At 42.6% G+C, this 3616-nt stretch carries 4 protein-coding genes; 1 reads left to right on the top strand and 3 read right to left on the bottom strand.

Annotated features, from left to right (window positions below):
- The 3 genes from IT291_10555 to IT291_10545 all read right to left on the bottom strand — a co-directional run.
- Positions 1-667 (bottom strand): Bro-N domain-containing protein (locus tag IT291_10555; protein ID MCC6221668.1); only part of this gene is annotated, 667 nt, incomplete at its 3' end.
- Positions 668-848: 181 nt separating this feature from the next.
- Positions 849-1148, bottom strand: coding sequence for a nucleotidyltransferase family protein (locus IT291_10550; GenBank protein ID MCC6221667.1), 300 nt, complete (start codon positions 1146-1148; stop codon positions 849-851).
- Positions 1149-1152: 4 nt separating this feature from the next.
- Positions 1153-1482, bottom strand: coding sequence for a DUF86 domain-containing protein (locus tag IT291_10545; protein ID MCC6221666.1), 330 nt, complete (start codon positions 1480-1482; stop codon positions 1153-1155).
- A 426-nt stretch (positions 1483-1908) separates the two neighbouring features.
- On the opposite strand from IT291_10545, the gene IT291_10540 reads away from it, so the two are divergent.
- Positions 1909-3090, top strand: a complete 1182-nt coding sequence (locus tag IT291_10540) for an ATP-binding protein (protein MCC6221665.1) — start codon at positions 1909-1911, stop codon at positions 3088-3090.
- Positions 3091-3616 lie beyond the last annotated feature (526 nt).

Genomic DNA, 3616 nt, shown 5'->3' with positions numbered 1-3616 from the left:
TGTGAATTTCAGTGGTGGCTCGTTCGCCAAGCATGGTGAAAATCAATTCGAAGTCATCCATGTGATCGCGAAGATTTTCTCGCTTTAAATTTTTGATCTTTTTATATTCGCCTGGAGTGATACCGAAGGTCGCCTTTGAAATTTCAGCGGTTAGAATTTCGAAATCCTTTTGCTGCTCTGCTCCTCTATTTTTCCATTCGTCGGTTAGCTCTTCACGGATTGCGATTCCGCGCATTCGTTTTTCAATCCAGTCATCACTATAGCCCTTTAACTTGTACAGCATTCGGGTGCGCTTGCTTGCAAGCTCAGGGTTTTCGATTTCTTGGACTCGTTCGTAGCCAACTTTCGCTAACCAACGCTTAAAAGGTTCTGCTTTTGGGGAAGGGATAGATTGAATTATCCGAAAGATACCTTTAGTATTGGCGCAGTCTGTTGCGTAGAATTTCCCGTCATCTGACTCTAGTTTCAGTCGTCGACAAACTGTCGATAACTGAAATCCATCTTCAGTTTCGACACGGAGTTTCATTTTATACCAATAATCGTTAGGGTTTACGCTATCAGTTAGGACTGCAATGATATCGACAACAGAAAACCACCATTCATCCTGGTGAATCATCCTTCTAACTTTCTTGCCCCTGAACAGTGCTATCTTCTGAATTTCTGTCATGTTACTACTAGTAAAAACTGTTAAGTCTCAACCGGTGACAAAATGTCACGGATTGAGCATCTCATTAAATCTTAACCTCGATAATTTTCGCCGCCCCCACTCACCATCTCCTCCTAGCGATTGACTACTTGATTGACTGTTTTACGATCCATAACGTGCATAACTAATAAAACTCAACGCGCTATGTGATGTATATGACTTCAGCTAAAATCTTCTTGCCTATATTTTCCTTAAGTGCACTTTTCATAACTAAATCGGCGTTTGTGCCAAAAAGTTCGGTAAGATAATTTTTTAGACGAACAAATGTAAACAAATCTATGGGTCTTTGAAACTCCACCAATATATCGATGTCGCTTGTGCTTTTCTGCTCTCCCTTAGCATAGGAGCCAAAAACTCCGATCTCACAAACGCCGTATTCTCTTTGCAATTCATCTTTGCGGGAGCTAATGGCCTTCTTAATCTCATGAAGGTTTTGCTGCATAGCATTACTCCAATAATGCTTTAATTTCAGGAAGTAATTTGGGAATCTTGTCGGTAACCGTTAGCCAAACAGTTTGCTTATCAACTCCGAAATAGGCGTGAATCAGCACATCTCGCATCCCGGCCATCTCCTTCCACGGGACTTCTAAGTGCTCCTCGCGAAAATCCTTTGGGATATTCTTAGCTGCCTCCCCGATGACCTCAAGCGATCTTAGTACTGCAAATATAGTCTTATCATCGCTAACGAATTGATCATAACTCATGCCCGAGATAAACTCTTGCGACTTGAGCATCGCATCTATTATGTCTTCTAAGTAATCTCTTAAATCCCTCATTCTCTTCGCAAAAAAAGTATTTAATGCAAGCAATTATAATTAAGCGTATCACGATCCACCGCGAGATTTCAATTCGCTAATCTGCTCTAACGACCGTAGGTCTAAATCGGGAGGGACATCCTCGGCACTTCTGCCTAATCGACAAATCCAGATTTTTTTCAACCACTCAAGCTTAACTTCAAGTTTGCCTATGCGCTGATATAACTTGGCATCCAGTTTCTCTCCGCCCTGTCCAGTCTTTGTGGTTCACTACAGTGCTCTTTTAATCATAGGCTTTGAGATATCCCAAAGCACCTAGGAGGCGCCACATAGAATTCGACTACCTTGGGGCCTCCTGAGCAGTTTGCGCCTAGGGTAACCTGCTGGTACTATTAGTGTTTATAGAGCCTCTAGCCATACTTCGAGATTTGTGGTTATTTTCGAAGTATGATTCGACGACTTTTAGACCTAGCTAAACATTTAAGTGAAGGAAAATCATTTTTTCTTTTTGGTCCTCGCGGAGTAGGCAAGACGTCGCTGGTGCGTGAGGTGCTGAAGTCGCAGGTAGGCGTTGTTAATTATAATCTGCTTATGGGTGAAACGTATAGGCGGTTTGTAACTAAGACAGAGTTGTTTCGCACTGAGATTGAGTTTGAGATAAGAAAACAAAACCATGCGATTGTCTTTGTGGACGAGGTGCAAAGGATCCCCGCACTGCTGCACGAAGTGCACTACTTGATTGAGGAACACAAGGGTAAAGTTCAGTTTATACTCAGTGGATCTTCGGCAAGGAAACTGCGGCGCGAGGAGGCAAATCTACTCGCAGGGCGCGCCAGGTACTTAAAGCTGCACCCGATTACTTCAGTAGAATGCGAAACTCCATTGGAGCGAACACTACAACTCGGACAACTCCCCTCAGTCATAGAGGAGCTAGATCAGAGTTATCTGGAGGCATATGTGGATGTCTACTTGAGAGAGGAAATTTACCAAGAAAGTGTTGTGCGCAAACAAGAAGTCTTTACTCGTTTTTTGGACGTTGCAGCACAGTTGTCGGGTGAGCTGATTAATTTTTCTAGAGTAGGAAGACTCTGTGGAACCTCGGACAATACAGTAAAGGAGTATTTTCAGATTCTTGTAGACACTCTATTGGTGCATAGGCTCGAGGCTTGGAGTTATAGCGCGGTTAAGCAACTTAGCCAGCAGCCGCGTTTCTACTTTTTTGATACAGGGGTGTTAAATGCGGTGCGTGGAGAGGTATCTAGTGAGCCAAAATTGTCCTCGGTTCGCGCTGGAAAACTCTTTGAACATCTGGTGATTCTCGAGTTTATTCGCCTAAATGACTATTACAATAGAAAGTACCGCTTCTTTCACTATCGCGAGCGGGATAGGGAAATAGATCTCATTTTAAATAAGTCCATTAAAGACCCTCCAATAGCAATTGAAATCAAAATCGATGGCCAGCCTTCATCTGCAGATTTACGCATGTTACAAAACTTTAAATCGCTGCATACTAAGGCACGTTGCTATTGCTTGACGGCGGGGAGTTCCAAATATGAAGAAAATGGCGTAGTTGTTCTTCCGTGGAAAGAGGGGATTCAAGAGGTATTATTGCAAGAGAATCGCGTTTAGTGACAGGAAACTCTTGCTAAAATGCTCGCCTGAGGTGCTCTCAGAATTAGTTCCAGGTTAATATTTTTCTCGAAGAAAAACGGGTGCTTAGTCAGCGCTGTGGGTAATTGCTCATCAAGTGTGTGCGACTAGGGTATCGGCGTTCGAGTATCGACAGTAGGTTTTGGGCTAGGGCAAAGTTGGACTGCGCGACTTTTGCTTGGGCAAAGAAAATTAATGCTACTCATTTTCTTTTTTTTTCATAACTCTTCTGTAAGAGATGTTGCTTGGCATTGTGGCAAGATCTCATAAGCATTAACAATTCTGAGAGGAAACAAGAAGTCAGTTCAATTTATTTATTGTGTTTATATGAGTAATTTTAATAATCCCGAGGCCACTATCAATAATACTATCAGAACTTCTGCGCATTCTAGCGACTTCGGCCACCGATTCTAAAATACTTCGGCCACCTAAAGTGTGTTTATAATCTCTAGCAAAGTTGGTCAATAGTCTTGTCGGAGCGTAAGCGACGGTCCCTAGGTTTTTT

Source organism: Deltaproteobacteria bacterium, from assembly GCA_020845775.1.
Taxonomy (GTDB): Bacteria; Bdellovibrionota_C; UBA2361; order SZUA-149; family JADLFC01; genus JADLFC01.
This window is presented reverse-complemented; position numbering and strand designations above follow the sequence as displayed.

What these genes read in the sequence shown, in the direction of transcription:
- IT291_10550 (MCC6221667.1), bottom strand. Translation starts at nt 1,148, where the DNA reads ATGCAGCAAAACCTTCATGAGATTAAGAAGGCCATTAGCTCCCGCAAA.
- IT291_10540 (MCC6221665.1), top strand. Translation starts at nt 1,909, where the DNA reads ATGATTCGACGACTTTTAGACCTAGCTAAACATTTAAGTGAAGGAAAA.
- IT291_10545 (MCC6221666.1), bottom strand. Translation starts at nt 1,482, where the DNA reads ATGAGGGATTTAAGAGATTACTTAGAAGACATAATAGATGCGATGCTC.